This window comes from Clostridium senegalense JC122, from assembly GCF_000285575.1.
GTDB lineage: Bacteria > Bacillota > Clostridia > Clostridiales > Clostridiaceae > Clostridium_J > Clostridium_J senegalense.
Map to the genome: position 1 here is coordinate 724,633 of NZ_HE611050.1, position 26,683 is coordinate 751,315.

At 28.2% G+C, this 26,683-nt stretch carries 24 protein-coding genes and 1 pseudogene; 7 read left to right on the plus strand and 18 right to left on the minus strand.

All coding sequences use genetic code 11. The annotated features are described in order from the left end of the window. Positions 1-258 precede the first annotated feature (258 nt). The 9 genes from CSGHG_RS21720 to CSGHG_RS04065 form a co-directional block, all read right to left on the minus strand. The gene (locus CSGHG_RS21720; protein WP_010292908.1) at positions 259-516 is read right to left on the minus strand and encodes a PRC-barrel domain-containing protein; all 258 of its coding nucleotides are present in this window, start codon (positions 514-516) and stop codon (positions 259-261) included. A gap of 150 nt (positions 517-666) precedes the next feature. Beyond that, positions 667-2,010 carry a sodium-dependent transporter gene (locus CSGHG_RS04030; RefSeq protein WP_010292910.1) on the minus strand — a complete coding sequence of 448 codons (1,344 nt, stop codon included), beginning with the start codon at positions 2,008-2,010 and terminating at the stop codon, positions 667-669. 368 nt (positions 2,011-2,378) lie between these two features. Beyond that, entirely contained in the window at positions 2,379-3,668 is a 1,290-nt protein-coding gene (locus tag CSGHG_RS19835; RefSeq protein ID WP_328284731.1) for a sigma-54-dependent transcriptional regulator, read from the minus strand. A gap of 33 nt (positions 3,669-3,701) precedes the next feature. Further along, complete coding sequence (locus tag CSGHG_RS04040) at positions 3,702-5,711, minus strand: transporter substrate-binding domain-containing protein (protein ID WP_010292912.1); 2,010 nt, start codon at positions 5,709-5,711, stop codon at positions 3,702-3,704. A gap of 120 nt (positions 5,712-5,831) precedes the next feature. Continuing rightward, entirely contained in the window at positions 5,832-6,242 is a 411-nt protein-coding gene (gene nifU / locus CSGHG_RS04045) for a Fe-S cluster assembly scaffold protein NifU (RefSeq protein WP_010292913.1), read from the minus strand. 400 nt (positions 6,243-6,642) lie between these two features. Continuing rightward, on the minus strand, positions 6,643-7,719 hold the full coding sequence (gene mnmA / locus CSGHG_RS04050) for a tRNA 2-thiouridine(34) synthase MnmA (protein ID WP_010292914.1): 1,077 nt from the start codon (positions 7,717-7,719) through the stop codon (positions 6,643-6,645). Positions 7,720-7,730: 11 nt separating this feature from the next. Further along, positions 7,731-8,165: a Fe-S cluster assembly scaffold protein NifU gene (gene nifU, locus CSGHG_RS04055; RefSeq protein ID WP_010292915.1), complete on the minus strand. Its 435-nt coding sequence runs from the start codon at positions 8,163-8,165 to the stop codon at positions 7,731-7,733. Next, positions 8,165-9,355 carry a cysteine desulfurase NifS gene (gene nifS / locus CSGHG_RS04060; RefSeq protein ID WP_010292917.1) on the minus strand — a complete coding sequence of 397 codons (1,191 nt, stop codon included), beginning with the start codon at positions 9,353-9,355 and terminating at the stop codon, positions 8,165-8,167. Before nifS ends, nifU (CSGHG_RS04055) begins: the two co-directional genes overlap by 1 nt. Continuing rightward, positions 9,348-9,791, minus strand: coding sequence for an RrF2 family transcriptional regulator (locus tag CSGHG_RS04065; protein ID WP_010292918.1), 444 nt, complete (start codon positions 9,789-9,791; stop codon positions 9,348-9,350). The genes nifS and CSGHG_RS04065 overlap by 8 nt, the downstream gene beginning before the upstream one ends. 315 nt (positions 9,792-10,106) lie before the next feature. Between CSGHG_RS04065 and CSGHG_RS04070 the strand changes: the two genes are divergently transcribed. From CSGHG_RS04070 to CSGHG_RS04080, 3 genes are all read left to right on the plus strand, one after another. After that, positions 10,107-11,456 carry an aminotransferase class V-fold PLP-dependent enzyme gene (locus CSGHG_RS04070; RefSeq protein WP_010292920.1) on the plus strand — a complete coding sequence of 450 codons (1,350 nt, stop codon included), beginning with the start codon at positions 10,107-10,109 and terminating at the stop codon, positions 11,454-11,456. 195 nt (positions 11,457-11,651) lie between these two features. Continuing rightward, complete coding sequence (locus CSGHG_RS24550) at positions 11,652-11,783, plus strand: hypothetical protein (RefSeq protein WP_268869835.1); 132 nt, start codon at positions 11,652-11,654, stop codon at positions 11,781-11,783. Further along, positions 11,780-12,247, plus strand: a complete 468-nt coding sequence (locus CSGHG_RS04080) for a zinc dependent phospholipase C family protein (RefSeq protein ID WP_010292921.1) — start codon at positions 11,780-11,782, stop codon at positions 12,245-12,247. Before CSGHG_RS24550 ends, CSGHG_RS04080 begins: the two co-directional genes overlap by 4 nt. An 84-nt stretch (positions 12,248-12,331) precedes the next feature. Here the strand turns inward: CSGHG_RS04080 and CSGHG_RS04085 are convergent, their stop codons facing one another. The 8 genes and pseudogenes from CSGHG_RS04085 to glyA form a co-directional block, all read right to left on the minus strand. Next, positions 12,332-13,657 (minus strand): GlmL-related ornithine degradation protein, encoded by a 1,326-nt coding sequence (locus CSGHG_RS04085; protein WP_010292922.1) that lies wholly within the window; start codon positions 13,655-13,657, stop codon positions 12,332-12,334. Between the two features lie 383 nt (positions 13,658-14,040). Then, positions 14,041-16,221, minus strand: a complete 2,181-nt coding sequence (gene oraE, locus CSGHG_RS04090; RefSeq protein ID WP_010292923.1) for a D-ornithine 4,5-aminomutase subunit OraE — start codon at positions 16,219-16,221, stop codon at positions 14,041-14,043. Beyond that, entirely contained in the window at positions 16,215-16,583 is a 369-nt protein-coding gene (locus CSGHG_RS04095; RefSeq protein ID WP_010292924.1) for an ornithine aminomutase subunit alpha, read from the minus strand. The genes oraE and CSGHG_RS04095 overlap by 7 nt, the downstream gene beginning before the upstream one ends. Positions 16,584-16,639: 56 nt before the next feature. Beyond that, positions 16,640-18,061 (minus strand): 2-amino-4-oxopentanoate thiolase subunit OrtB, encoded by a 1,422-nt coding sequence (ortB, locus tag CSGHG_RS04100; protein ID WP_423243721.1) that lies wholly within the window; start codon positions 18,059-18,061, stop codon positions 16,640-16,642. Between the two features lie 9 nt (positions 18,062-18,070). Next, complete coding sequence (ortA, locus tag CSGHG_RS04105) at positions 18,071-18,364, minus strand: 2-amino-4-oxopentanoate thiolase subunit OrtA (RefSeq protein WP_010292928.1); 294 nt, start codon at positions 18,362-18,364, stop codon at positions 18,071-18,073. Positions 18,365-18,380: 16 nt separating this feature from the next. Continuing rightward, positions 18,381-19,432: pseudogene (locus tag CSGHG_RS24560) on the minus strand (NADP-binding protein). Positions 19,433-19,873: 441 nt separating this feature from the next. Beyond that, positions 19,874-21,229: a sigma-54 interaction domain-containing protein gene (locus tag CSGHG_RS04115; protein WP_010292932.1), complete on the minus strand. Its 1,356-nt coding sequence runs from the start codon at positions 21,227-21,229 to the stop codon at positions 19,874-19,876. 12 nt (positions 21,230-21,241) lie between these two features. Continuing rightward, the gene (gene glyA / locus CSGHG_RS04120) at positions 21,242-22,477 is read right to left on the minus strand and encodes a serine hydroxymethyltransferase (protein ID WP_010292934.1); all 1,236 of its coding nucleotides are present in this window, start codon (positions 22,475-22,477) and stop codon (positions 21,242-21,244) included. Positions 22,478-22,981: 504 nt separating this feature from the next. On the opposite strand from glyA, the gene CSGHG_RS04125 reads away from it, so the two are divergent. The 4 genes from CSGHG_RS04125 to CSGHG_RS04140 all read left to right on the plus strand — a co-directional run bounded on the left by CSGHG_RS04125 (position 22,982) and on the right by CSGHG_RS04140 (position 25,732). Next, positions 22,982-23,752 carry a threonine/serine exporter family protein gene (locus CSGHG_RS04125; RefSeq protein WP_010292936.1) on the plus strand — a complete coding sequence of 257 codons (771 nt, stop codon included), beginning with the start codon at positions 22,982-22,984 and terminating at the stop codon, positions 23,750-23,752. Next, positions 23,752-24,219 carry a threonine/serine exporter family protein gene (locus tag CSGHG_RS04130; RefSeq protein WP_010292938.1) on the plus strand — a complete coding sequence of 156 codons (468 nt, stop codon included), beginning with the start codon at positions 23,752-23,754 and terminating at the stop codon, positions 24,217-24,219. The genes CSGHG_RS04125 and CSGHG_RS04130 overlap by 1 nt, the downstream gene beginning before the upstream one ends. Before the next feature lie 296 nt (positions 24,220-24,515). After that, entirely contained in the window at positions 24,516-25,283 is a 768-nt protein-coding gene (locus CSGHG_RS04135) for a threonine/serine exporter family protein (RefSeq protein ID WP_010292940.1), read from the plus strand. Continuing rightward, on the plus strand, positions 25,283-25,732 hold the full coding sequence (locus tag CSGHG_RS04140; protein WP_010292942.1) for a threonine/serine exporter family protein: 450 nt from the start codon (positions 25,283-25,285) through the stop codon (positions 25,730-25,732). The genes CSGHG_RS04135 and CSGHG_RS04140 overlap by 1 nt, the downstream gene beginning before the upstream one ends. A gap of 109 nt (positions 25,733-25,841) precedes the next feature. Here CSGHG_RS04140 and CSGHG_RS04145 read toward each other — a convergent pair whose 3' ends face one another. After that, a complete protein-coding gene (locus tag CSGHG_RS04145) occupies positions 25,842-26,411 on the minus strand; it encodes a DUF3867 domain-containing protein (protein WP_010292944.1) in 570 nt (189 codons plus the stop codon). Positions 26,412-26,683 lie beyond the last annotated feature (272 nt).

Below are 26,683 nucleotides of genomic sequence, written 5' to 3' on the forward strand. Positions count from 1 at the left end.
TCATCAACCTCTACTTTAATTTTATATACTGCAAAATTTCTTTATATTTTTTTAGTACCGGGAACACATACTAGTTGAAATTTTTATTTTCTCCTATGTAAAACATATTTTTTCCCCTAAAATCATTTCCTTTGCAATAAATATATTTCTTTCTTTAAGTAAACTAGAAATATTTTTGCAACTACTATGCCTTTTAATTTAAACTCTTTTTCTTCAAAAATTATATCCTTAACTATTCCTATAACCTCTGAATTTTATTTATAACATATATTTTTTTATATCACTAAATTTTAAATATTTACCTTTGTTAATGCTTTTTACAACCATATTTTTATTATGATAAATTATATCTTCTTTTAATACATTAAAATTTTTTCTTAATAATTTATAAGGGGTTACAGAAAAACCTAAAATCTGTTTTTTATGAAAATTTATAAGAATATCATTAATATACCCTAAGGTTTCTCCTTCTATATTAACTACATCCATGTAAATAAAGTCACTACTTTTATACAAAATCTCACCACCTCCTCTATATTGTTTCCATATTTTTTTAAAATATATTCTTTTAATAAATATAAAAAGAGCTATTGCTCCACTAACTGAAATTATTCAGTGAGTTTTACAATAGCCCTTTTTAATATTCTAATATATTTCTAATATATTTTAAATCAATCCAGTTATCATTATAATAATTACTGTTATAGGAATTAAAACTACAACTATAGGTTTCCACCAACTTTGTACCCTAAACTTTCCTGCACCTGTATTGCAATCATCCATATATCCTTTAAATGTCCACTTTAACGCAATATATAATGACATTAATAATGCACCTAATGGCATTAATATACTGCCTGAAACATAATCTGCTAAGTCAAAGAAATTTTTGCCTAATATTTTAATTCCTGACCATGGACCTTGTGATAATATACATGGTATAGAGAGAATAAATATGATTCCTAAGATAACCCAAACCGCTTTTTTTCTATCTACTTTAAAAACCTCTGAAGCTGTACAAGTTATAGCTTCTAAAAAACCTATCCCTGATGTTATTCCCGCAATTATAACCAAGAAGAAAAACGCTGCTCCAAAAAATCTTCCTCCTGCCATTTTTGAAAATAAATTTGGCATAGTTATAAATGTCAAACCTGGCCCTTCTGTTGGAGATAATCCAAATGAAAATATAGCTGGAAATATTACAAGTCCTGCAACTATTGCTATTAATGTATTTACAATTATTATTATAGTTGCATCACTTGGCAAGTTACTATTATTTTTATCTAAATAGCTTCCATATACAAAGGAACCTGCAAAACCTATTCCTATAGCGAAAAATGCCTGACTTAGTGCTGCAAGTATTACTCCACCATCAATTTTAGAAAAGTCTGGTGTAAGATACCATTTAACACCTTCTATAGCACCTGGTAATGTTAAAGACTTTATTGCAAGTCCAATTAAAAGAACAAATAGTGCTGGCATTAAATACTTACAACAACTTTCAATACCATTTTTTAATCCTTTATTAACTATAATTCCAAGTATTATAATCATAATCACTGTATATATCATAACTTCTACAGGATTTGATGTAAAAGACGTATATATTGTCATTATTTCTTCAGCTGTAGTTCCTGAAAATTGCCCTGTTAACATTTTTATAAAATAAGCAAGCATCCACCCTATAAGCATTGTATAATATGACATTATTATTGTTGCTGCTGCTACACCAAGCCATCCTATAGCTACCCATATGCTTCCTTTTTTTTCTAATTTTCTCATACCACTTATTGGATTAAGTTGTGTTCTTCTACCAAGCCCCATCTCTGCTATAAATAATGGAATACCTATTATTGCTGATATTAAAATATAAACTAATAAAAACGCTCCCCCTCCGTTGACTCCAACCATATATGGGAACCTCCATACGGCTCCTAAACCTATGGCAAAACCTGCCGTGGCCATTATAAATCCAAACCTACTTCCCCAATTTTCTCTCTTCTTATCCATAAATAACCCCACCTCTTTACTAAAATAATATGACTATAAAGATTTAAGATGTATATAATAAAACATTTCTTATATTTTATATTTTTTATATACTATTTATTTAAGCAATTATCATGCCAAATATATTGATTTATATATATAAGATGATAATTTGCTTTAAATACCTATATGTCTTTAAAACTTTATAAAAAATAATGTTTATTCTCTTTACGCTCTTTTTTTTGCCTGTTTACTAAATCTATCATCAATTAATGCTACATATAATAAAAACATAAAAAAATAGAGCATTTATAAAACAATGCTCTACTTTATATTATGGAAAAAAATTTCCTAATCACTATGAAATTTTTTTCCCACTTGAAAATTTATTACCTAATTTGAAAATCATTTATTTTATTACTTAATTGCCTTCTACTTATTTCTAGTCTTCGTGCCGCTTCTGAAATATTTTCATTGCATTGTACTAAAACCTTATCTATATATTCACTTTCGAATTCTCTTCGTATTTCTCTTAATGGTCTTATTTCATCTACGTCATCCTCGTATATATTAGATATGTTTTGATTTGGTAAATACTTAGAAGTAATCATTCCATTTTCCGCCAAAACAACTAATCTTCTTATAATATTTTTCATTTCTCTTAAATTTCCTGGATATTCATAAGTCATTAAAAACTTTTTAGCGTCATCATCTATATATTCTATTTTTTTGTTAAATTCCATTTCACATTGATTTAAGAAAAAATTTATTAACATCTCTTTATCTTCAACTCTATTTCTTAAAGGTGGTATTTCTATCACTATACTACTTATTCTATAAAAAAAGTCTTCTCTAAATGTTCCTTTTTTTATTTCATCATATAAATTCTTATTCGTTGCACAAATTAATCTAAAATCAACTTCTATTTCTTTATTACTGCCAATTCTTTGTATAGTCTTATTTTCTAAAACCCTTAAAAGTTTTACCTGAACATCTAAGGATGTATCTCCTATTTCATCTAAAAACAAAGTTCCATTATTAGCAAGTTCAAATCTTCCTACTCTTTTTTCTATAGCTCCTGTAAAAGCTCCTTTTTCATGTCCAAATAATTCTGATTCTAAAAGCGTATCAGAAAATGCACAGCAATTTACTGCTACAAAATTTTCTTCTTTTCTATCACTATATTGATGTATATAATTCGCAAAAACGTCTTTTCCTACTCCTGACTCTCCTAAAATCAATATATTTATATTACTTTCTGCTGCTTTCTTAGCTATATCTATCGCTTGACTAAATTCTTTATTATTAGTCTTTAAGACAAATTCACTACTTTTATCAAAAGCACACCTTAACTCCACCATTTCTTCTACCTTTTTTATTTCATCTATAAGAACTTCTGGTGAATCTCCTTTAATAAAATATGAAAATGCTCCCTTTTTCATAGCTTCTACTGCATTTTGTATGCTGCCATATCCTGTAACTAATATAACTTCTATATTACTACTTATTTCTTTTATTCTAGTTAATAATTCTATGCCATCCATTCCATCCATTATTAAATCTGATAGTACTAAGTTAAATCTAAACTTTTTTATTTTTTCAATAGCTTCTTTTCCACTAGAAGCAGTTTCTACATTATAACCTTTCTTTTCTATTATTTTTTTAATATAGTCGTATATTCCTTTTCATCATCAACCAATAAAATATCCATCTTATAACTCATTTTCCCATTCCTCCAATAAAGAAAAATTTAAGTAAAAAGAAGTTTCTTTCCCAAATATACTCTCTACTCTTATATTCCCTCCACATTTTTCAACTTCATTGTAAGTTATATATAATCCCAAGCCTGTACCTTTACCTATTGGCTTACTTGTATAAAAAGGGTTAAATATTTTAGTCAGTTTGTCCTCTTTAATACCACAACCATTATCATAAATTTTAAAATATAATATATTATTTTTTACCATAGCCGTTATAATGATTTTACCCTTTCGCTCTACACTTCTTATAGCATCTATACTATTTGAAATTAAATTTAAAAATATATGATTTAATGATTCTTTGTATAACTTGAAACTTAAATTTTCATCACATTCTACTATAACCTCTATTTCTTCCTTTTCTAAAGATTTATTTTCTAATAATAAAATATTATCAATAAATTCTTTTACATTAGTCATTTTTAGTTCTTCATTAGATATTCGTGCAAAATTCAATAGATTTCCAATAATTTTTGTTGCTCTACCTATATTATTTTCAATTGATAAAACATACTCTTTATTCTCATTATAAGTATTAGTTCTATCTTTTAATAAATAGCAATAATTTCTTATTATGCCCAATGGATTTCTTATTTCATGGGCAATTCCTGCTGCTAACTCTCCTATTGCTGCCATTTTATTAGTTTGAATCATATCTTTTTCTATAATTTTTTCTTTTGTTATATCTTTTATAACAATAACAATTTTCTGTAAAATTTCGCTATTATCTTTAAATGGAAATGTATTTACTCTTAAAGTTCTTTCATTTATTATATATTCCTTTCTGAGTTCAAAATTTTCACTAAAAGTCTCTTCTATAATCTCACTAAATATGCTTACTTTAAACCTTCTAAAATACCCATCCTTTTTTAAAAATTCATAAAATGCATTATTAGCATGAGTTATTGAATAATCTTTTGTTACCACAATTACCATATCAGTTATACTATCTAGAGTATTGTTTAAAGTATTCTTGCTTTCCATTAATTCTTTAGTGCTTGATTTCACCTTTTCTTTTAATAGATTTGTCCATATATATATAATGTAAGTTAATATTAATAAAATAAAAATAGCTACTAAGATTATGCCAGTTAATCTACTATTTTTACTTTCTCCAATAAGTCTTAAATCATCTTTATACCATTTCTCTTTTATGCTACTAAAAGTTTCTTTTTTTCTTAATGAAAATATGCCCTTATTTAGTATATTAATTAATTTTTTTTCCCCTCTTGGTACTGCTATAACAATAGGCTTTTCATATACACTTTCTTCTAAAGTTTCATAATTCCTATTTAAACCTTTACTTTCCATGTAATACTTTATAACGGGCTCATCACCTATAGCCACATCAGCTTTCCCTTCCTGTACTAAGTCTAAAGCTTCACTAACATCTTCTGTTAAAATAAATTTCCCATCTTGCAAATTTTCTTTTAAAAATTCTAATGAATAATCTCCTTTTGGAACTGCTATTTTATATGGTTTTAAATTTTTATAATTTTTTATATTTGTGTATTTTTTAGGTTTTACTATATTTCCTTTTATAATATATATGGGATCTGAAAAGAGAAAGTAATCACTTCTATCATCAGATGGTATAATTCCATAACAATCTATTTGTTTAGTCAATATGTTATCTAAAGATTTTTTCCATCTATCATCAATTCTAAAATCAACTTCTTGACCTATTTCTATGGATAATGCATTCATAAAATCAACTAATATTCCTTTGTATTGGCCATTATAACTTTTAAATGCAAGCGGCGGAGCATTTTGATCTGATGCATAAATTATTTTTCCATGATTATTTAACCACCTATGCTCTTCTGCTGATATATCTTGGGATTTTTTAATATAAGTAATTAAATCAACATTATAAATATAAAATATATATACATTAAAAAGTAACATGGCGATAATTATTGAAAATATGCCTCCTCTTATTAACATTATTCTTTTTTTCATTCAATCCCCAACCTTATATAAATTTAATTTTTTATTAACAAACTGAATATTCTAACTTTTTTAAATAAATCCTCATCCCTTATCTATATAAAAATAAAATCCATGGATATCCCATGAATTTTATCTTTTATCTTCTTCCCATCTATCTGCCCATTTAGGTAGATTATTGCGTTCTCTATAATCATTAATAGCCTTGTGTATAGTTTGTTCTGCAAGCACAGAGCAATGAATTTTTTCTGATGGCAAACCATCTAATGCTTCTATAACTGATCTATTTGTAAGACTCCAAGCATCTTCTAAAGTTTTGCCTTTTATTAGTTCTGTTGCTATGCTAGATGATGCAATAGCTGAACCGCATCCAAAAGTCATAAATTTAACTTTTTTTATTATATTATTTTCTACCTTTATATAAATCTTCATTATATCTCCACAATTAGCATCGCCAGCCTCACCAATTCCATCAGCATCTGGCATTGTTCCTACATTTCTTGGAGAATAAAAATGTTCTAAAACTTTATCACTATAATCCATAAAATCATCTCCTGTAAATACCCTGTATGTTTATAAAATGGCATTTAAACTACTACCATCTTCAAGTGAAAATCGTTCATGATAAGAAAAAAATATATATGTTTACATAAATTAAATATTAATATTTAATTTATTATATTATTAATTATAACATTAAAAACAATCTAATTGGTAAAATTTTTAGAAAATATACTTTGCTTTATCTTTACATATTTTAATAGTATTGTGTTCTTTATTTATTAATTGCAACTATTTTACTATCAAGGATATGTACATTATCTTTTATAACCCTATATATTTTTCCCTAATTTAATATTTCATTCATTTTTTGCTCCTTTAGATTTTACTTATAATTATGATATAATAAAAAACCTCCATTTTCATGAAGGCTTTTATATGCTTATAGTACTGTTTCTATTACACCGCCACCAACAACATAATTTCCATCATAAAATACTACTGATTGACCTTTTGTTATTGCTCTTTGGTTTTCTTCAAATACTAATTTTACTTTATTAACTCCAACTTGACTTAATTTTGCTTTAGCCGGTTTTGCTGAATATCTAACCTTAGCTGTAACTTCAATTTCCCCATCAACTTCATCAAACGGTATTAAATTAACATCTTTAGCTATCAACGTATTTCTAAATATATCCTGTTCATCGCCTAATACTACTTGATTTTTTTCTGGAATAATATCAATTACAAAAACTGGTTTTCCAAGTGCTATACCTAGTCCTTTTCTTTGACCTATAGTATAGTAAACTATTCCTTTGTGGTCACCTAAAACTTTACCACTTTTATCCACAAATTTTCCTGGTTTTACTTTTCTACCACTTTTCTTTTCTATATAATTTCCATGGTTATTGTCTGGTATAAAACATATTTCTTGAGAATCTTTTTTTCTAAACACTTCAAGTCCAATTTTCTCTGCAATTTCTCTTATCTCAGTCTTAGCATATTGTCCACAAGGCATTAAAGTATGCTTTAATTGTTCTTGTGTTAGATTATATAATGCATAAGTTTGATCTTTCCTATCATCTTCAGATTTTCTTAAAAGATATCTTCCATCCTTTTTCTCTATAGATGCATAATGACCCGTAGCAACATAATCTGCCCCTATAGATATAGCTTTTCTTAAAAGCTCCTCAAATTTTATATGTTTATTACACATTATACATGGATTAGGAGTTCTCCCATTAAAATACTCATCTACGAAATTGTCTATTACATAGTTCTTAAATGGTTGCTTAAAGTTCATAACATAAAAAGGAATATCTAATTTATCTGCAACCCTTCTAGCATCCAACACTGCTGAAAGCGAACAGCATCCACCTTCATTTTCTGCATAATCTGGATCATCTGGTGATAATTTCATCATTATTCCTATAACGTCGTACCCCTGCTCTTTTAATAAATATGCTGCAACTGAGCTATCTACGCCTCCACTCATTCCTATGACAACTTTTTTTTTCATTATATATTCACCTATTCTCCATGAACCACATCATGTAATGCGTCATGATCTGTCTCTTTAAAATCCCATGGCTGTAAACCTTGTTTAACTCTATAATCATTTATTGCTTTGTGAATTGCTTCTTCTGCAAGTACTGAACAGTGCATTTTTATAGGTGGAAGTCCATCTAATGCTTCCGCTACAGCTTTATTAGAAAGCTCCCATGCTTCGTCTACTGATTTTCCTTTTATAAGTTCCGTAGCCATACTTGATGAAGCTATTGCAGATCCACAACCAAAAGTTTTGAATTTTGCATCAACAACTATATTATCTTCTATTTTAAGATAAACTCTCATTATATCTCCACATTTAGCGTTTCCAACTTCTCCTACGCCACTAGCATTTTCTATTTCTCCTACATTTCTTGGATTAGTAAAATGATCCATTACTTTTTCGCTGTATATCATTATTTTTCATCTCCTTTTACAAACTCATCGTATAATGGTGACATATCTCTTAATCTTTGTACTATTGCTGGAACTTTTTCTAAAACGTAATCTACATCTTCTTCTGTTGTTCCATCACCTATGCTTAATCTTAATGAACCATGTGCTATTTCATGTGGAAGTCCTATAGCTAATAATACATGAGATGGATCTAATGATCCTGATGTACAAGCACTACCACTTGATGCACATATTCCCATAGCGTCAAGCATTAAAAGTATAGATTCTCCTTCTATAAATTTAAAGCAAACATTCACATTTCCTGGCAATCTTTTTTCTCCAGTTGGTCCATTTAATTTTGTATAAGGTATTTTAAGCAAACCATTTATTAATTTATCTCTTAATTCAACTAATCTTTTATTATGTGCATCTAGATTATCACTAGCAAGTTCTATTGCTTTTCCAAGTCCTACTATTCCTGCTACATTTTCTGTTCCTGCACGTCTTGCTTTTTCTTGTCCACCGCCATGTACTAGATTGTGAATTTTTATTCCTTTTCTTATATATAGTGCACCTACACCTTTAGGTCCATATATTTTATGTCCTGCTAATGATAGCATATCTATATTCATATCTTTAACATCAATAGCTACATTTCCTACAGCTTGCACCGCATCTGTATGGAAAAATACTTTCTTCGCCTTACATATAGAACCTATTTCTTTTATTGGTTGAATAGCTCCTATCTCATTGTTTCCAAACATAATACTTACTAATATAGTTTTATCAGTTATTGCATTTTCTAAATCTTCAAGGCTTATTATACCTTCTTCATTTACATCTAAATATGTAATTTCAAATCCATGATATTTTTCTAAATACTCACAAGTGTGTAGTATTGCATGATGTTCTATTTTAGTAGTTATTATGTGGTTTCCTTTTTCTTTATGCGCAAAAGCTATTCCTTTTAAAGCCCAGTTATCCGCTTCTGATCCGCCACCTGTAAAGTATATTTCACTTCTATCTGCATTAAGTGCTTTAGCAACTCTATCTCTTGCTATATCTATTGCTTTTTTTGTTTCTCTTGATATAGAGTATATTGAAGATGGATTTCCAAAATATTGATTAAAATAAGGAATCATTTCTTCTAAAACTTCTGGTTTAGTGTAAGTAGTAGCTGCATAATCCATATAAACAACTTTTTTATTCATTTTGAACTGTCACTCCTTTAATAGTTAAAATATTTTTATAATCGTCTACTATATCCTGAAGAGTTATAGATGTTGTAACACTATCTATACTTTCTTTTATTTTTTTCCACACTATTCTTGTTGCACAACAATCAATATTGTCACAACAATCACTATCTAAGCATGTTGATATCTCTATTGGACCTTCTAAAACCTCTAATATATCATAGATTGTTATTTTTTCTGGAGATTTAGCTAAAACATATCCTCCAGCTGCACCCCTTATACTTTTTATAAGTCCTGATTTTCTTAGTGTAGAAAAAAGCTGTTCTAAATAATATTCTGAAATATTTTGTCTTTGAGAAATAACTTTTATAGAAACAGGATTTTTTCCGTAATTAATAGCTAAGTCAACCATAGCCTTAACTCCGTAACGTCCTTTTGTTGATAATTTCATTTTATCACTCCTTAATGTTGAGTGTTTTACTACACTTTGATAATACCAAATCAGAGTAATACTGTCAACAATAATTTTATCATATTTTCTATAAAAATTTTAAATATTTATAGTTAATTTGTTAGTATTTTTAATAATTAATTAGTCCATAGTTATATTTTACAAAATATAAACTTTAATTTTTTAAAAATAAATTAACTTTTTATTTATGTTCTACCAATATTCATATCATTTATATGTACCATTTACAAAAAAGTTTAATATTATATCTATATAGGTAGTACCTTTTAAACTACCTAATTTTGGAGGTGTTTTATGAGTAATAACTATAGCCCTTACAGAGATTTAGTAGTTGGTGTTAACTCAAATATACCTCTATTGAATGGTAAATTAGTAAAATATGTAAATTTCGATAATGCAGCAACTACGCCACCTCTAAAAAGGGTAATAAATGATATAATTACCTTTTGTCCTCAATATTCATCAATACACCGTGGAAATGGTTATAAATCTCAACTTTCCACTATATTGTATGAAGAAAATCGACGAGCTATAGGAAACTTTTTTAACTATGACGAAGAATATATGGATGTAATTTTTGTAAAAAATTGCACAGAGTCTATAAACAAATTAGCCTATATTTTAATGGATTATAAACCTGAAAAAGATGTTATACTATCATCTGTAATGGAACATCATTCTAACGATTTACCTTGGCGTAAATGGTATAATATAGACTATATTAATATAGATAATAATGGGAATTTATTAATAGATGATTTAGAAAAGAAATTAAATTTATATGAAGGTAGGGTTAAACTTGTTACAGTAACTGGAGCTTCAAATGTAACTGGGCATAAAACACCAATTTATGAAATAGCACAACTTGCTCATAGCTATGATGCAAAAATTTTAGTTGATTGTGCACAATTAGCTCCACACGCACCTATAGATTTAAAACCATTTTATGATTTAAACCATATAGATTTCATTGCATTTTCCGGTCATAAATTCTATGCTCCATTTGGATGTGGTGCACTTTTAGGACCTAAAGATATATTTGCAAACTGTAATCCAGATCACGTTGGTGGTGGGACTATAGATTTTGTTATGCATGACTATATTAAATGGGCTGATTCTCCAGATAGGCATGAGGCTGGAACACCAAATGTAATAGGAGCATTAGCTATGGTTTCTGCAGTAGATGAATTTTCTAAATTAGGCATGAAGAACATTGAAAGTTATGAAAAACATTTAACAAAATATGCTACTGTAAATATGATTTCTATACCTAATTTGATTATTTATGGAGATTATTTAAATTTTAATAATAAAGTTAGTATAATCCCTTTTAATATAGAAGGAATTCATCATAATATAGTTGCTAAAGCTCTTTCTTTAGAATTTGGAATTGCAGTAAGAAGTGGCTGTTTTTGTGCCCAACCTTATATGCAAAGACTTTTGCATATTTCTCCCGAACAAAGCAGAAGTTTTATTCCCTTACCTAAAGAAACCTATCCCGGAACTCTTCGTGTAAGTTTTGGAATGTATAATACTATAGAAGAAATAAATGTTTTATTATATGCACTTGAAAAAATTGCTTTAAATAGATCTTATTATATATCTAAATACTCAAATATAGATAGCTCTATTTTAATTAAATAATTATAAAAAGGACTGTTTTAAATTATTAATTTAAAACAGTCTATTAAAAAAGTTAAATTTCCAATTTTTAATAGTGATTTTTTTAATGGATAATATATAATTTTAATTGTAGTGGATAAAATAAATATTAATTAGTATTTTAATTTAACATTTAAAATACACAAGTATACTTAAGAAATTAAAGAGGTAATTTATATGAATATTATTGCACATTTGACAATTGGTCATAAAATCCAACCTATATTAGAAGAACGACTTGATATTATTATTAAACCTGTTTCATTTTTATATGGTAATATACGACCGGATGTTAAAAAAAGAATATGAAATATCATGTGAACCATCACTGTGTAACACATCTTAATACTTTAATTAATAATATATATTCTAATATAGACAATGACATAACTTATAGTAATTTTATGATAGAACTAGGTAGTATTTGCCACTTTATATGTGATTATTTTTGTTATCCTCACAATGAGCACTACGAAGGAAATCGTCCAGACCATCATATATATGAACAAAACCAAGTGTTTTTTATAAACAAAAATATAAATAGCATTTTAAATAATTTAATATTAGAACCCTATGAATTATTTAATTGTCCAAAAGACATTTTAACTGAAATATTTTCACTTCATGATAAATATCTAAATGATAATACATTAAGTAATCATGAAAAAGATGTAACATACGCTTTACGGGCATGCCTTTTAACTACAGAAAGTTTATTTAGAGTGTATTTGGCTCACTGTAGACAAAAAAAAATGTTATTTAAAAATGCATAAAAGAAGCTATGAAACTTTAATATCCATTAAAATTTCATAGCTTCTTAATATTACGTACCATCTATAAAAATTTAAATAATATTTTTATTCTAAACTTGCTCTTAAAAGTACTGATGCAAGCTCACTATCTTCTCTTGATAAAACCCCAGCAAGTGCCATTATATAAAATTTATCCAACAAAATTATAGCATCTTCTTTAGGATACATAGTTAAATCACTTCCAATATATTTTATCATATTTAATGATTTTTTCCCCTCAGGCAACCTAGTAAGAGCCCCTCCAGTTCCAATTATATACTTAACCTTTGATAAATCCTTCCCATAAGCTAAAAAATTTTTTCCACTACCATAGGACCTCTTTATTACACCAATATGTCTTTTAATTGCTAACTCAACAGCTTTTTTACATAGGACACTACTCCATTTCTTTTCCTCATCTGACTCCGGTATAGGTTTTATGTTATTTAGTATCTGCACATCTGTTAATCCCTTTTTTTCATCTTTATTCAAATTTGAAATTAAATTTTGACTATTTATATAAACACCTAAATCTCCTTCTACAGTCCTTTTAGCCTTTGGCTCTGGTATCACTAACATATCTAATATTTCTTTAGATCCTTCTGTTACTGAATGAACATCTGTCGTTGCTCCACCTACGTCTATAACAACTAAATCACCTATATTTTCATACAAAAGTTTTGTAGCCTCCATTACAGCCCCTGGTGTTGTCATTATTGCACCATCTACCATTTTTCTTATCTGTTCCATGCCTGGTGCCTTAACAATATTTTTTTCAAATGCTTTCTGTATAATTTTTCTTGCAGGTTCTACATTAATTTCGTCTACCCTAGGATAAACATTATCTATTATATATAACTCATCGCCTTCAAATATTTCCTTTACTTCTTCTACATTTGCTATATTTCCACAATATACTATAGGTATATTTAAATTTTCATTTTTTATTATTTCTGAATTACATAGTGCTGTATCCCTTTCACCATAATCTGTTCCACCTGCGATCATAATAAGATTTGGACTAATTTCCTTTATTTTTTTCAAATCGCTTTTTCTTAGTTTTCCAGATGTAACCATTTTTATTATTCCACCTGCGCCTAAAGCTGCTTCTCTAGCAGCTTTTACTGTCATATCTTCCACAAGACCATGGACCGTTATTTTCAATCCTCCAGCAGCGCTACTTGTTGCTAACATTTTTTTATATTTAATACTTTCTCCTATAGCATTTTCTATTTCTTTAATGGCATTTTTAAGGCCTATAGTTACATCTCCATCAAGCACTGTTGTAAACGCCTTACCTTGTCCCACAATTTCACAACCATTAGTAAAACTTAGTGCTGTAACTAATGTTGTAGTGCTCCCTATTTCGGCTACCAAGTAATCTACCTTCATTATTTTCACCCCCTTATTATTTTTAATTTTGCTTATGCTTTATTATAAGGTTCTAAGTTGAATTTTTGATTTATTAACTCTTACCTAAGATATTTTTTAATTATATATAGAACTTTAAGTTAGTTATGATTTTTAGTTATGACTTAGAAACTCTTATAAAGTTTTTTAATATTTTTAGCACCGAAACCCAAGGAAGGGTTTCGTCACTGCTTCAACAGGACGTCGATTCAGCCCTTTAGTCCTAAAAATTTGAAAAAGATTATTAGAGTTTCTTGAAATAACTAACTGAATAACAGTTTGAAGTTTTACTTACCATTTTTAAACAATAAATTTCTTACATAAGCTAAACATTAATCTCTAGAACCCTAAATTAATACACTTAATTATTCTTCATTTTTTTTCATAAGAGTTTCAATTATAAATGATGCTACATCATTACCATGAGTTCCTCTTCCAAACCCACCATCCATACCATTTGCTACAGCTATTTCATTAGTTACTTGTGTCCCTCCTGAAACTAATATAAATTTATCCCTAACACCTTTTTCCACACAAAGATCATGTATTTTTTTCATATTCTTAGTGTGTACATCATTATGAGTTATTATTGTACTAGCTACTATAGCCTGAGCTTTCGTTTCTATAGCAGCATCTATTAATTTTTCTACTGGACAAGATGTGCCTAAATAAACACATTCTATTCCATATCTTTCTATGCCACCATGTTTTATATCTATAATTTCTCTTAACCCAACAGAATGCTCGTCTTCACCTACAGTAGCAGCAACTATCTTTATAGGATTTTCTTTAACATATTCTCTCATGAAATCATCACTTAAAAGTTCTTTTTTCTCTGGAACTTTCAATTCATCTTTTTTAACTGCAAAATTCACTCTACCTTTAATTTCTACTAAAGTTCCCTCTGCATCTTGCATAATTTGTTTGTGAATAACTTCAACATCTGTTAAGTTCATATTTTTACCCATTTCAATAGCCGCTGCTTCTGCAGTACGTTCTTCTTCAGGTATAAAAATAGTAGCGGATACATACCCATCTTTTTTCCATTCTACCTCTGGAATTATAGTTCCATCCTCTTTAACTTTTTCCATTCTTCTATAAACATTATCTTCTTCATCTAACTCATCAATATATTGTATTTTTTCATGTTTACATAAGGTACATCCATCTATAGGATCACAAGGTTTATTGTATTTTTGGGGTATATTATTATAACCAAAATGACCACAAACCGGAGCAAAATAGTCTTCATCTCTTTCTACTACTGTACCAACTCCTATACCACCATCTATCTTTCTTGAAATTCCATCACTGTTTCTTGCTGGATATTCTCCTGAGTCAACGAAAAATCCTTTTTCTACTGCTTCAAAATATCCTCCATTTTGTAATATTTCTTCTAAAAAAAGCACTGCTCTTTCTTTGAGTTCTCTAACTTTTTCTCCTAAATAACCATCTTTTTTAAGCTCAACTAAATCCATCAATCCGTCCATACCTATTAATGCTTGCTTTGCAGTATTAACAGCATGTATATTATTATAATGCCAAGGTACATTTCTACCTTCATCAGGTGTTATAGTACTTTGAATATCAACTGATGTAAGCTTTGAAATCAAAAGATTTAATGTATGAGTTACCGTAGCTTCCCTAGTACATGAATCCATGTATTTTGTATTCATTTGAGCTCTCATTTTATAATTTCTAAACAATTCTCTAAGTGCTACTGCATAAGGCAAATCATATCTTAAACAAGGAGCTGGAGGAGCTGTTGGTGGTACTGTTGAAAGAGCTATATTTTCGCTTTTCATTCCTATAAGTTCAGAAAATTTCGAATTTATAGCATGTTGTACCATAAGCTCTGGCATTACATTATAACCTTTCATAGCTGTTGCATTAGCATTATGTGCTCCATCTATTTGAAGTGTACCAGCCCATGCCATAAGTTTTTTTGCAACTGCAGCATCTACAAAAGAACGTACCATATTTATATTTCTATACAATACATTGTATTGTGGATCTTGGTGTGCACCATTTACTCCTTCCTCCGCAAACATAACTGCAATATCTGGTCCTGCTACACCTGAAACATATGAGTGAAAATTAATAGGTCTTCCTACTTCTTCTTCTATTAAATCTAGAGCTTTTCTTGTAGCTCTAACTTCCTTTCTTGTAATAGGAACTCCGCCAATACCTTCTGGTGTTCCTTCTATCAATCCATCATAATGACTTTGTCCTGCTGTTCTTATAACCATTATATGATCCGCACCATGCCAAGCAGCCATTCTCATCCTTCTTATATCATCTTCAAATCTTCCAGAAGCTATTTCTGATGTAATTATAGGTATAGGTTGAGGATCTATATTATTAAAACTTCTAGATGATGGAAGACTTCTACTATTCTCTAAAGGTTTGCTAATCTCCTTATAAGTAAATTCACCAATAGGTTCTTCATATTCTTCTCTCCAATGCCAACCTCTTCTCTTAGGCGTATATTTATCTAAATCTTTTAATATTTCTTCCACATTGATTTTTTTATTCTTTTCTAACAATTTGTATCCCCCCTAAACATTTCAATAGCTTCATTCCAACCATTACCCTCCGCCAAAATTCTTCCTGCTTGCATATACCCTATACCTTTTTTATCTGCATATTTTAAAACTACATTTCCAATGCCTTTTTGTAATAAATTTAATTTATTACCTTCTGCTACTATTTTTCCAGCTTCTATACTAGAAAATCCCATTCTTAAAAGAACAGATCTTTCAATTGATGGCGAGGTATTTTTGTATGATAAATCTACTAGTGGTTTTACTATTTCTTCTGTTAAACTCCAAAATTTTTCATAAAGTTCTTCATCGCTTAAATTTTGTAAATGCTTTCTTCTTACTTGAAAATCATCTTCTCTTTTCATTGTCCATCCCCCCATTTTATAAAAATTAAATTCAATCATTATCTTAAATTAAAAATTTATTTTACATATACGCTAAACTCTCTAAGAATATCTAATAACTCCAGTTTTGATAATTTAGTCTCTTCACATAAGAAGTCTAAATCTGTCATGGTTATAGTTTTATCTTCTAAATTTTTAACACTATTTTTTATAAGCGACTTTCTATAATGATTTAAATCTTTTTCTGATATAGATATTTTAGATGGGTTTTCTGGAAGAATAATATTCTTACCTGGAACCTCTTTTTTAGGATCACCAATTACAATATCTATTCCATTTTCCTTGGCAAAAGTTAATTGTGGCAAAATATGCTTCCCAGCACCAGTATATTCAGTTTCCTGAACAACTAAAATATCATCATCCTCCATCTCTTGAGCTATTGCAAATGCTGCTGCTAATGATGTGTTTCCTGCTGGACCTCTCTCTAAACCTTCTATTTTTGATAATAATTCAGTAACATAAAAAACTTCCCCTTGACTCAAAGTAACATATCTATCTAAATATCTTAGTGGTCTTGCTGCACTTCTTGGTACATCACTTCTATCTGGCCACACCATAAATGGTATTCCAAAACCAGTGTGTCCTGTAGTGAATGATTTTCTATTAAAATCAGTATCACTTGCCATATGAAGACCTTGAAGATTAACAGAAGCTCCTATAACTTTAGTATCAACTGCGCCTGCCTTTATAAGCCCTCTTGCTGTACCAGTAACATTACCACCTCCAGCATGTGTTGATATAACCGCTACAGGATCTTTACCAAACCTTTCTCTACACTCAGTAGCTATTTCATAACCTAAAGTTTCAATTCCAGCTACTCCATAAGATGAATATAATGAGGCATTATAAAATCCTGTTTCCTCTAAGACTTCTAAGAATGTATAAAATAATTCTGGTCCTGCTGTAAGTTGTATAACTTCAGCACCTAAACAATCACATTTTCTTCCTTTTTCTATTATTTCAGGTTGCCCTATCTTTTTTGAATCATAACACTCTTGAACTATTATAGATTTCAATCCTTGCATAGATGCTTGAGAAGCAACTGCTGCACCATAATTTCCAGATGTTGCTGATACAACACCTTTATACCCTCTTATTTTTGCATCATAAACAGATACTGATGCTCTTCTATCTTTAAAGCTTCCCGATGGATTACAACTTTCATCTTTTATGAAAATTCTAGCCGCTTTCCCTGTCTTAGATACTTTGCGTGCCAAATTAGTTATATTCTTTAATTCTAGTAAAGGTGTATTTCCTACTCCTACTTTACTTTGAATCTTCATTATTTCTCCTAATGAATATCCTATATCTCTCATCATTCCTTCATAATCAAAGGCAATTCTTCCAATCTCATACTTTGAAAAATCTATCCCAACTGATTTAATCATTATTTCATTCTTTCTAGACATTAATTTTTCATACTTATTCAAAACTTTCACCTCCTAAAACTAATTTTCAAATAAAATTTCTTTAGCCTGCTTTCCTATATAGTCAATTTCACTTATGTGTTTGCCAAAACTATGATTATAGTTAGGGTTTTCTTCAACTAATACACCACGTATTTTTCTTCCTATAATAGTTTCAATTTCAACTTCATCTCCAATATTGCAATCCATAAGTACATGTCCTCTAACCCACATTTTCAATGGAGTTGACTTTGTATCTTCTGGTATATTTTTAGCCCTATCTTCACTAGCCAATACTATCTTTGAGATTTCAACATAACTTCCTTTTTTTATCATAGTTCTCCTCCCTAATTCATTTTAAATAATACTTTAATTGATCTACAAAATTATTCTCTATAATATGAGGTATTTGCATATCTATCATTGTTTTTAAGCCACTTTTACTTGATAAAACCTGTGGAATCATATTGATTGCAAGAGCTGCTGTTCCTACGTTGCTGCAAATATCTTGTGTTATACAAAGATGTAAATTACCATCTCCATAAATATCTATATAGTCACCAGTTTCAAAACCTTCACACTGAGGATATATTTGCTGTGTATGTTCTAAAGCTATTATTTTTTGTTATTTCTATAAGCTATAGCTATATGATTACATCCTGCAACCATTCCTGGATGTACTATAACAGTGTCTGTTTCTCTATAAGTATTCGATATAATAGGCTCCTTACTTTCAATTATCTCATCATATCTTATACCTAATGTATTAGCTATCATGGGTATAGATTGAGCAAAACCTATCTGTCCTTTTATAGTTCCTCTTTCTGTACCTTTTTCAAATTCCTGAATTGTAGTACCTACTCCTTGGCTTTTTATAATTGTTCTTCCAAGTCCTGATAAATCAGTAACTCTACTTGCTCTTATTGATTTTATGTTTTTATAAGAAGCTGTGAGCATCATAATAAGAGAATTTAACATAAATCCTGTATTAATGCCTGTACCAAGTACCGTAACATTATTTATTTTTGCTAAATCATCAATTTCTTTAGATAAATTTGATTCTATTGAATAAGGATATATCATCTCCTCAGAAATTATTATGCAATTTATTTTATTTTGTATTATCAGTTTTATTTTTGGGAATATAGATTCTACAAGTGAATCTGAATCAATAGCTAATATAACAATATCTGCCTTTACACTTTTAAGTATTTCTATAGGGTTATTATTAATAACAATATAACTATTACCATAATTCAAATATTCGCTTAATCTTAATCCAACTTTTAATTTTTCTTTATCTATAGCTCCTACTATTTCTAACCCTTCTTTATCTAGTGTCATTCTTGCCATTTCACTACCTATAACCCCTAATCCCCAAAAAATCACTTTTATATTTTCCATGCCCAATCCCCCAATTAATGGAAATACATTTAAAACTACCCTAGACTTAGATATTCATTTTTAAATTATCCATTCCACAATTTAGATATTTAAAATAGTGAGACATGCTCCAAATCACTTAAAACTCAACACTTCTTCTTGTATGAAAATATTTTAAGTCTATTGAATAAATTTAAATTGTAGCTTGTTTCCCTATAATTATTAAAGCAATTTCAATGCCATATTTAATAGTAATATATGTTAGTTTTTCAATTTAAATCTCTATTTTGTTTTAACAAATTTTAAACTTTCTTTAAATAATGACCATTTTTTTGCACTAACTGCAAATTTTTTTTACTTATTAAGTATGAAAATACCATTTTTCACTAAGTAAAAATAAAAAAACTAGAATAAATGCAAAAATATATGCACTCATTCTAGTTCATAAATATATTTATTAGTTTATAGAATATTTTTTAGTTTATATTGAAGATTTTGCCTAGATATCTTAAGTTCTTTTGCTGTCCTAGTAATATTTCTTCCATTTTTCGAAAAAATTCTTTCTATAATTTCTTTCTCCAAATTATCTAAATAATCACTAATTGAAACATTTCCTTCCCAAAAATAAAGTTTTTCACTTTTATTATTAAATATAGCTTTATTTTCAAAGTATTCCTTATTTAACACTTCGCCTTCATCTATCATGTTCATTGCTGCTTCTATGACATTTTTAAGTTCTCTTATATTTCCATGCCATTCATAATTCAAGAAATCTTCTATAACCTTTGGGTCTATTAATTTAATATTTTTATTCAAAATATTGTTGTAATAATCCAAAAAGTAATTAGCTATTTTTTCAATATCCTCTTTACGCTCTCTTAGTGGCGGTATGTTAATTCTTATAACACTTAACCTATAGTAAAAATCTTTTCTAAGTTTACCACTATCAATAAGTTTTTCAGGCTCCTCGTTTAATGTTGCTATGATTCTAACGTCTATATCTACTATTTTGTTACTCCCTATTGGCCTTATATATCCATCTTGAAGAACTCTTAAAAGTTTAGATTGAAGATAAGGTTCCATAGAATTAACTTCATCTAAAAGCATTGTTCCTCCATTAGCTTCTTCAAATAAACCTTTTTTATTTTCTGCTCCAGTAAAACTCCCTTTTACCGTTCCAAACAACATAGCTTCTAATAAAGCACTAGGTATAGCAGCACAGTTTATAGGAATAAACGGCTTGTCTTTTCTAACTCCTCCATAATGTATACTTTGAGCAAAAACTTCTTTACCAGTTCCAGTTTCTCCATATATCAAAACTGATGAACTACTCAAACTAGCCCTTAAAGATTTGTTTACTTCATTTTTAAGAATTAAATTATCACCTATTATATCTTTAAATTCATAATGATTTTTTTTAGATTTTTTATTATTTTTCTCTAAATCACACAACTTTTCATTTAAACTTTTTATTTGAGTCATATCTTTTGCAATCTCTATAGCTGCTATAACCTTATCATTCGCAATTACTGGAACTGTTGTATTTATAGATGTTATTTTTCTACCTTCTTTATTAAAATAATTCTGTAATACATCCCTATATTCTTTTTTCTCTTTAAGTGCTTTCATAAGTGTAGAGCCATTTTCCATTGCTTTTAAGTATTCATAAACTTTTTTACCTAATACTTCTTCTTTTTTTAAGCCTTCTATTTTTTCCATTGCACAATTATAATAAATAGTTTTCCCTTTATTATCTACAATGTGTATTCCCTCGTTAATATTGTTTATTAAATACTGTAAAATATGCTCACTTTTCATTTTAACTCACCACTACATATATAATGGATGTTTATTACAAAGTATAGCTACTCTTTCTTTTATTCCTTCTAAATCTTTTCCTCTATTTTCTACTACATCATTTATTAAAGAAGCTATTTCTTTCATATCTTCTTCTTTAAATCCCCTTGTTGTTACTGCTGCAGTACCAACTCTTATTCCACTTGTTATAAATGGACTTTTTGTTTCAAATGGTATAGTGTTTTTATTTACTGTAATTCTTACTTCGTCTAACATAGCTTCTAATTCTTTACCTGTTAAATCTTTACTTGTTAAATCCACAAGCATAACATGGTTATCTGTACCACCAGAAACTATTCTAAATCCGTAATTTTCAAGTTCTTCACCTAAAACCTTTGCATTTTTTACAACTTGGTCTATATATGTTTTAAAATCATCTTCCATTGCTTCCTTAAAACAAACAGCTTTTGCTGCTATACAATGCATTAAAGGTCCACCTTGCATTCCTGGGAATATAGATTTATCTAATTTTTTAGCAAATTCTTCTTTGCAAAGTACAGCTCCACCTCTTGGTCCTCTTAAAGTTTTATGAGTTGTAGTTGTTACAAAATCTGCATATGGAACTGGTGATGGATGATGTCCTGTAGCAACTAATCCTGCTATATGAGCCATATCTACCATAAAATATGCTCCTATTTCATCAGCTATTTCTCTAAATTTTTTAAAATCTATAACTCTTGAATAAGCACTTGCTCCAGCAACTATTAATTTTGGTTTATATTCTAATGCTTTTGCTCTAACATCTTCATAATCTATAGTTTCTGTTTCCTTATCTACTCCATAAGATACAAACTTATATAATTTTCCTGAAAAATTAACTGGACTACCATGTGTTAAATGTCCACCATGACTTAAATCCATTCCAAGTACTGTATCTCCTGGATTTAACACTGTTAAATATACAGCCATATTCGCTTGAGAACCTGAATGTGGTTGAACATTTGCATGATCTGCATTAAATAATTTTGTCATTCTATCTCTTGCTAGATCTTCTACCTTATCTACAGCAAAGCATCCACCATAATATCTTTTTCCTGGATAACCTTCTGCATATTTATTAGTTAGTACTGATCCTAATGCTCTTATAACTCCTTCTGATACAAAGTTTTCTGATGCAATTAGCTCAATATGATCTTCTTGACGTTGTGTTTCCTCATTAATAAATTCTAGTAACTCTTTGTCATTAAGTTGTAAATTATTTAAATTCATTTTTTTGCCCCCCTAAATATATTGAATATTAAATTTTTAATTATGCAAAATAATAATGTTTTTAAAATCTTATTAATTTTAGCATTATTTTATTAACATTGTAACAAATTCTTATATATTTCACAAACTATAAATTTTAAAATTTTTTTATAGTTTGTATATAAATTTAAATAAATTATGTAATCGATATAATTTATAATTCATTTAAAAAATACATAATTTATTACATATTTTATTTTTAAATATACAATAAATATTAATCTATATTTTTCCAAATGAAAACGAATACCATTCTATATTTTTACTTTTATTAAAATATTATCAAATTTATTTGTAAAAATAAGGATTCTTAAATAATCTGTTAAAAAATTATTAATAAACTTTAAATTTAAAATTAACAGAAAAATAAATTTTATTTTTTAAATATTTTCATATCCTATTGAATTTTGCAAATTTTTATATATAATTGAATAAGCATAATTTTTTTCATCGAAAGGAGTAGCCATGTATACTGATAATATTATTCATATAGCAGCAGATGCTGGTAAAATAATGCTTGAAAATGGTGGTGAGACTTATAGAGTTGAACAGACTATTTCTATGATATGTCAAGCTTTTGGACTTAAAAATGTAGAGAACTTTGTTACTCCAACAGTTATAGTTCTTTCTATAACAAATAAAAATTCTGAAACTATAACTACAGTTAGACGTTTAAAAAATAGAACAGTAAATCTAAAAAAAGTTGCCCTTATAAATGATTTGTCTAGAAATCTCTATACAAATACTTTATCTATGGATGATATAAAAAAAGAATTACATTACATAAATAATATACCTGCGTATAGTTCCGACGCAAGTTTAATAAGTTCTACACTTACAGCAGGATTTTTTACATTACTATTTGGAGGAAATTTAAGAGACTTCTTTATTTCTTGTTTCATTGGACTTCTCATAACTTTTACAGGAAGGCTTTTTGATAAATATGAAGTTAATAATTTTTTTAGTAATGTTTTTGGTGGATTAATTTCTTCTTCTATTGCAGTTATTATAAATCATATTAATCCATCTTTTAATGTAGATACTATAATAATAGGTTCTATAATGCTTTTAGTTCCTGGATTAGTTATTACTAATGCTATTCGAGATACTTTATCTGGAGATTTACTTTCTGGTATTTCTCGTTCTGTAGAAGCTTTAATAATAGCTGCTAGTATAGCAATTGGAACTGCTATTGGATTTAAAGTCTGGATATTTATCTTAGGAGGTACACTATAGTGAAAGTATTGATATTAGCTTTTATATATGCATTTATAAGCTCTTTAGGATTTGGAATATTATTTAATGTTAGAGGAAAAGACTTATTTTTCGCCTCTCTTGGTGGTGGTCTATCTTGGTTTGTGTATAAATTAGCTATTTTAAATGGACTTTCAGATGTATTAGCCTTGTTCTTAGGAACATTAATGGTCAGTATTGTTGCTGAAATATGCGCCCGTGTATTTAAAAATCCAGTAACTGTATACCTTATTTGTGGGTTAATTCCCCTTGTTCCTGGAAGCGGAATGTACTATACAACCTTTGAGGCTGTTAAAGGAAATTATTCAACTGCTCTTACAAAAGGCATACAAACTTTATTTAATGCTGGTTCAATTTCTGTATCAGTTATGTTTGTTTCTACATTGAGTAGGCTTTTAACAAAAATAATTTTAAAATCTAGACTAAAAAAAATGGAGAGTGAGCAATAATCTCTGTTAATAAACTAAATAAATTTCTTATACCAACATATTTGAAGAATATATAATTGAAATTCTCCAAAATGTTGGTTTTTTATTAAAAATTCAAAAAAATGAAGGACTTTTAAATACTCATTTTTTATATACTATATTTTTTTAACTAATATAAAATTTTAATAATACAATATATACAAAATATATTGTATTATTAAAATTTTGCAATTTTTTTATATCCTATTGAACTTTCTTTATATTTCTAGCTATAATTATGAGGAGCATTGTTAAATTTATAATAGAAAGGAGCATACATGGATACTGATAATATTATTCACATAGCTGCAGATGCTGGTAAGCTGATGCTTGAAAATGGTGGAGAAACTTATAGAGTCGAACAAACAATTTCCACAATATGCAAAACATTTGAAATACATAACGTGAACAGTTTTATAACACCAACGACTATTGTAATTTCTATTAACAATAATGGTGAAACTGTTTCTACTGTAAGAAGATTAACAGGAACAACCGTAAATTTAAAAAAGGTTTCATTAGTAGCTGATTTATCAGAGAGAATATCTAATAAATCTATTCCAACAAGTGAAATTGAAAGAGAATTAAGATATATATCTACACTTCCTCCTTATAGAGATGATACTGTTTTAATAAGCTCAATGTTTGCTGCAGGATTTTTCGCATTATTATTTGGAGGTGCTTTTAGAGATTTTTTCATTTCTTTTTTTATAGGAATGTTAATTACATTAAGCGGTAGAATTTTCAAAAAATACAATGTTAACAGTTTTTTCACAAATGTGTGTGGAGGATTTATAGCTTCTTCCATTGCTGTTATTGCACATCATTTTAATCCAAACTTTAACATTGATAAAATAATTATAGGAGCTATAATGCTTCTTGTCCCTGGACTTTTAGTTACTAATGCTATTAGAGATACTCTTAACGGAGATTTAATTTCAGGTATCTCTAGAGCTGTCGAAGCTTTAATTATAGCAGTAAGCATTGCTATAGGAACAGCTATTGGATTTAAATTATTCATATTTATTTTAGGAGGTACTCTATAATGCCTCAATTATTATTAGATTTTATATATGCATTTATGAGCACAGTATGTTTTGGTGTTATATTTAATATTAGAGAAAAACATTTATTTTTCACTGCTTTAGGCGGCGCATTGTCTTGGGTAGTTTATAAATATCTATTATTTTTAGGTTATTCGGCTGTAGTTTCCATGTTTTTTGGTACAATAGCTGTAAGTATGGTATCAGAAATTTGCGCAAAAGTCTTTAATAAACCAGTAACCTTGTATTTAATTTGTGGATTAATTCCTCTTGTTCCTGGAAGTGGAATGTATTATACTACTTTCGAAACTGTAAAGGGAAATTATGAACTATCTTTAATTAAAGGATTAGACACATTATCTTATGCCGGTTCAATAGCTGTAGCTGTAATTCTTACCTCTACAGTAGCAAATCTTTTAACTAGTATATTTTCAAAAAAACGCACTTATTAAATTTTTTAATATAAAAAACGTCCTTAATTTGTAAATTAGGGACGTCCTTAAATTTAAACATATGCTCAAAATTCAAACACTTAAATATAGATTTTGTTATATTTTGATTTTAATATTCATACTCTTTTGCATTTTCACATATGGAGATTTTAAGTGTTTTTCCTTCTAATAATTTTTTATAGGAACATAAAAATTCATTTAACTCTATATCTTGAATATCTATTTTATTAGAACTTCTTAATATAACATTTTCTTGCTCTAGTAAAACATCTAAATCATTAATATCATTAGTTATTTTATATATCATAACAGCAGAATTTTTAGTTTTCCCTTGATATTTTTCTTGAAAGCTAATAGTTTTTCTTAAACTTTCATATTCTTCAGTTATGTTTCCAAGACCCATAGAATTTAAATCAACACCAAAATCTTTCATTTGATTTTGTAAATCCTCAGAATTAAATCCATATCTCTCCATGAGTTTCTTTTGAATATTCATTAATTTTTCATTAGATATAGAGTTTTTATCCATATATTCCTTTAGACTCTTTGTAAAGTCACTTATATTCATTTTTCCTTGTGACATTGAATAATATAACTCATATATATAATTTTCAAATTTATCGATATCTTTATCACTTGCTTTAGTTTTCAATTCATTAAAATTAATTATATCACTCATATACTTATTAACTAATTATCTAAATTAGTTAGTCCTCCTTTTTTATACTTATATGTATTGTAACATGATATTAAAACTTCCATATGTAAAATCCCACTATATTTCATGTATATTAAAACATAAAATAAACTTCACAACTTTTATAAAACTTAAACGTCAATGATCATTTACAGTCTATTATGGTTAGTAAAATGCTCCCATATAATTTTGAGTGTAATTTATACATACACATTAAAAACAAATTCAAATTTTAAACTTATTTCATAACAAAT

Coding starts and splice junctions, on each gene's coding strand:
- CSGHG_RS04030 (WP_010292910.1), bottom strand. CDS start 2,010: ATGGATAAGAAGAGAGAAAATTGGGGAAGTAGGTTTGGATTTATAATG.
- CSGHG_RS04040 (WP_010292912.1), bottom strand. CDS start 5,711: ATGAAAAAAAGAATAATGTTAATAAGAGGAGGCATATTTTCAATAATT.
- nifU (WP_010292913.1), bottom strand. CDS start 6,242: ATGGATTATAGTGATAAAGTTTTAGAACATTTTTATTCTCCAAGAAAT.
- mnmA (WP_010292914.1), bottom strand. CDS start 7,719: ATGAAAAAAAAAGTTGTCATAGGAATGAGTGGAGGCGTAGATAGCTCA.
- nifU (WP_010292915.1), bottom strand. CDS start 8,165: ATGATATACAGCGAAAAAGTAATGGATCATTTTACTAATCCAAGAAAT.
- nifS (WP_010292917.1), bottom strand. CDS start 9,355: ATGAATAAAAAAGTTGTTTATATGGATTATGCAGCTACTACTTACACT.
- CSGHG_RS04065 (WP_010292918.1), bottom strand. CDS start 9,791: ATGAAATTATCAACAAAAGGACGTTACGGAGTTAAGGCTATGGTTGAC.
- CSGHG_RS04070 (WP_010292920.1), top strand. CDS start 10,107: ATGAGTAATAACTATAGCCCTTACAGAGATTTAGTAGTTGGTGTTAAC.
- CSGHG_RS24550 (WP_268869835.1), top strand. CDS start 11,652: ATGAATATTATTGCACATTTGACAATTGGTCATAAAATCCAACCTATA.
- CSGHG_RS04080 (WP_010292921.1), top strand. CDS start 11,780: ATGAAATATCATGTGAACCATCACTGTGTAACACATCTTAATACTTTA.
- CSGHG_RS04085 (WP_010292922.1), bottom strand. CDS start 13,657: ATGAAGGTAGATTACTTGGTAGCCGAAATAGGGAGCACTACAACATTA.
- CSGHG_RS04095 (WP_010292924.1), bottom strand. CDS start 16,583: ATGAAAAGAGAAGATGATTTTCAAGTAAGAAGAAAGCATTTACAAAAT.
- ortA (WP_010292928.1), bottom strand. CDS start 18,364: ATGATAAAAAAAGGAAGTTATGTTGAAATCTCAAAGATAGTATTGGCT.
- CSGHG_RS04115 (WP_010292932.1), bottom strand. CDS start 21,229: ATGAAAAGTGAGCATATTTTACAGTATTTAATAAACAATATTAACGAG.
- glyA (WP_010292934.1), bottom strand. CDS start 22,477: ATGAATTTAAATAATTTACAACTTAATGACAAAGAGTTACTAGAATTT.
- CSGHG_RS04125 (WP_010292936.1), top strand. CDS start 22,982: ATGTATACTGATAATATTATTCATATAGCAGCAGATGCTGGTAAAATA.
- CSGHG_RS04135 (WP_010292940.1), top strand. CDS start 24,516: ATGGATACTGATAATATTATTCACATAGCTGCAGATGCTGGTAAGCTG.
- CSGHG_RS04140 (WP_010292942.1), top strand. CDS start 25,283: ATGCCTCAATTATTATTAGATTTTATATATGCATTTATGAGCACAGTA.
- CSGHG_RS04145 (WP_010292944.1), bottom strand. CDS start 26,411: ATGAGTGATATAATTAATTTTAATGAATTGAAAACTAAAGCAAGTGAT.